Below are 3108 nucleotides of genomic sequence, written 5' to 3'. Positions count from 1 at the left end.
GCGCGAGGAAGAAGAGCGACAGCAGCGCCAGGGTCTCTCCGAGGAGCGCCTTGGGCAACCGGAAGGCGTCCTTCTGCGCCGAGTCGAGGACGAACGGCACGGCGATGAGCAGCAGCCAGAGCGTCCAGGAGGCCAGTCGGTGACCGGGCGCGGTGACGGAAGCCAGCGGGCCCTGTGGCGCCCGCGACGCCTTCCTGGCGATCGCCGGCGCCAGGGCCATCTGGCGGGCGGACCGCGACCGGCGCTCACGTGGTGTCGGACTCATCGTGCGAAATCATATCGCCTGCCCTCCTTGCCAAGCCGGGCCGGCGCCCGTAATCTGGCCGCAGCATGGACTCCGCCCCTTCGCCTGCGTCCCGGCTCTCGGTGGTCATTCCGGTCCACAACCGGGCCGATCTTGCGGCGCAGTGCCTCGCCGCGCTCGCCCGCTGGACGACGCCGCTCGAGATCCTCGTGGTGGACGACGGCTCTACCGACCCCGGCGTCCCCCTCCTGCACCGGACCGGCCTCGGCGAACAGGACGGCCACGCCTGGCGGTGGCTGCGAAATCCCGAGGCGCGCGGCTTCAGCGCCGCGATCAACCGCGGCCTCACCGAGGCCACCGGCGACCTGCTTCTGCTCCTGAACAGCGACGCCGAGGTCACCGAGGGCGGCGACCATCGGATCCGCGAGGCGTTCACCGAGGATCGCCGGCAGGGCGGGCAGCTCGGCGCCCTGGCGGCGCGCCTCGTCTACCCGAACGGCCTGCCGCAGTGGAGTGGCGGCGCCTTCCCGACCCATCTCTGGCTCTTCGCCCTGGCGAGCGGCCTGGGCCGCGGGGCGCGCTTCCGGGTCCGCAAGGGGCCGCCTTCCGGCTTCACGGGCGGCACCGTCGACTGGGCGCCGGGCGCCGCTCTTGCGATCTCCCGGGAGGCCTTCGAAGAGGTCGGACCGTTCGACGAGAGCTACCGCCACTACGCGCAGGACCTCGACTACTGCCAGCGGCTCGCCCGCGCCGGGCGGACGGTGCGGGTCCTCGGCGACTGGATCGTGGTGCACCACCTCGGCGGCTCGGTCGGCCAGATCAGCGATCTGGCGAGCGCGCATCGATCCGAAGAGCCCGGTCCCCTGGCGAGCTCCCCGGCCGCAGCGCCGAACACCGGCTACGACGGCCAGCGCCTCGACCTGCTCTGGCTCGACCTCCTGCACTGGGCGCGCCGCCACCGCGGCGCGCGCTGGGCGCACCGGGCGCGCCGCGCCCTGCTCCTCGGCGGCCGCCTGCGCCAGCTCCTGCTGGCGAAGCGGCGCGGCACGCCCGAAGCGCGCGCGGTCGATGCCGCGATCAACGCGATCACCGCGATCACCGCGCTACGTCGGAGCTCACCGACGTAGGCGGGCGGCAGCGTTCGCGGCACATTCCCGGCGCGCAGTGGCGGGGGGCCCCGCCCGCAAGTAGAAACGTCCGATCGACCGGGGTCCCGACCGAGCACCGGGGATGTGCCGCGAACGCTGCCGCCCGCCGGCGACCTCGCACGAGCGAGGCCCGCGATAGACTCTTCAGTTCATGGCCGTCGTCTTCCCTTACTGGGACCTCACCTGGGAGCTCGTGCAGCGGGAGCTGCGGGTGCGCTACCGGCGCTCGCTGATCGGTTTCGCCTGGACGATGCTCCAGCCGATGCTGATGATGGGCGTACTGCACATCGCCTTCAGCACCGTTTTTCGCTTCAACGTCGAGAACTACCCGGTCTACGTCCTCGCCGGCCTGCTGTTCTGGAACTTCTTCTCGCAGAGCATCGTGACGTCGATGAACAGCCTGCGGGCCAACGGCGGGCTGATCCAGAAGCTGCCGGTGCCGAAGTCGGTCTTCCCGGTGGCGGTGGTCATCTCCGGCGTCATCAACCTCCTGCTGGCGCTCCTGCCGCTCCTCGGCCTGCTCGTCGTCACCGGCCACCCGCTGCGCCCGGCGATGCTCTTCCTGCCGGTCTCGATCCTCATCGCGGCCGTCTTCACCCTCGGCGCGGGCCTCCTGCTCGCGCCGTTCGCGGTCCTGTTCCACGACATCGTCGAGCTCGTCGGCGTCGTCCTGCAGATCCTGCTCTTCCTGACTCCGATCATGTACCCGATGTCGATCCTGCCCGAGCGCTGGCTCTGGATCGTGCGCTTCAATCCGGTACGCTCGATCCTCGAGGTCTTCCGCGACCCGATCTTCTACGGCAAGATTCCGCCCGCGAGCCACCTCACCGTCGCGGCGATCCTGGCGCTGGCGCTCCTGGCGCTCGGCGCCTTCGCCTTCAGCCGCACCAGCCGGCGCATCACGATGTACCTCTGACCTCCCGCCACCGATGATCGAGACGCCCCAGACCCAGACCGAGACGCCGCCGAAAGCGCAGGCGCGGCCCGTTCTCACGCTCGATCGCATCTCGCTCTGCTACCGGCTCGCCAAGCAGCGGCTGCCCTCGTTCAAGGACTACGCCATCCACTGGGTCAAGGGCACCCTGGTCTACGAGAAGTTCTGGGCGCTCAACGAGGTCAGCTTCTCCGTCGCCCGCGGCGAGGTCGTCGGGATCGTCGGCCGGAACGGCGCCGGCAAGAGCTCGCTGCTCAAGATCGTCTCGGGAGTCCTGCCGCCGACGAGCGGCGAGATGCACTTCGACGGCCGCATCGCCCCCATCCTCGAGCTCGGCACCGGCTTCGACCACGAGCTCACCGGGCGCGAGAACATCTTCCTGAACGGCCTGCTCCTCGGGCGGACGCGGCGCGAGATCCGCGAGCGCATCGATGCGATCGTCGAATACAGCGAGCTCGGTGACTTCATCGAGTCGCCGATCCGCTCCTACTCCTCCGGAATGCTCGGCCGGCTCGGCTTCTCGATCGCCGCCGCCTGGACCCCGGATCTGCTGATCCTCGACGAGGTCTTCGCGGCCGGCGACGCCGCTTTCACGAGAAAGTGCGAGAAGACGCTGTCGGATTTCCGCGACGCCGGGGTGACGATCCTCCTGGTCTCGCACTCGGCGCAGATCGTCCTCGAGACCTGCAGCCGCGCGCTCTGGCTCGACCGCGGGCACCTGGTCGCCGACGGCAGGCCCGACGAAGTCGTCGCCGCCTACGACCAGAGCACCTACGCGACCG

Annotated in this window: 4 protein-coding genes; 3 read left to right on the top strand and 1 reads right to left on the bottom strand. The window is 70.3% G+C overall.

Features of this window, described 5'->3' with window-relative positions; translation table 11 throughout:
• The coding region (locus KBI44_21790; protein MBP9147120.1) for a hypothetical protein at positions 1-265 on the bottom strand (265 nt) is incomplete at its 3' end.
• A gap of 65 nt (positions 266-330) precedes the next feature.
• On the opposite strand from KBI44_21790, the gene KBI44_21785 reads away from it, so the two are divergent.
• The 3 genes from KBI44_21785 to KBI44_21775 form a co-directional block, all read left to right on the top strand.
• Positions 331-1371, top strand: a complete 1041-nt coding sequence (locus KBI44_21785) for a glycosyltransferase family 2 protein (protein ID MBP9147119.1) — start codon at positions 331-333, stop codon at positions 1369-1371.
• 172 nt (positions 1372-1543) lie between these two features.
• The gene (locus KBI44_21780) at positions 1544-2308 is read left to right on the top strand and encodes an ABC transporter permease (GenBank protein MBP9147118.1); all 765 of its coding nucleotides are present in this window, start codon (positions 1544-1546) and stop codon (positions 2306-2308) included.
• 13 nt (positions 2309-2321) lie between these two features.
• On the top strand, positions 2322-3108 hold a 787-nt coding region (locus KBI44_21775), incomplete at its 3' end, for an ABC transporter ATP-binding protein (GenBank protein ID MBP9147117.1).

This window comes from Thermoanaerobaculia bacterium, from assembly GCA_018057705.1.
GTDB lineage: Bacteria > Acidobacteriota > Thermoanaerobaculia > Multivoradales > JAGPDF01 > JAGPDF01.
This window is presented reverse-complemented; position numbering and strand designations above follow the sequence as displayed.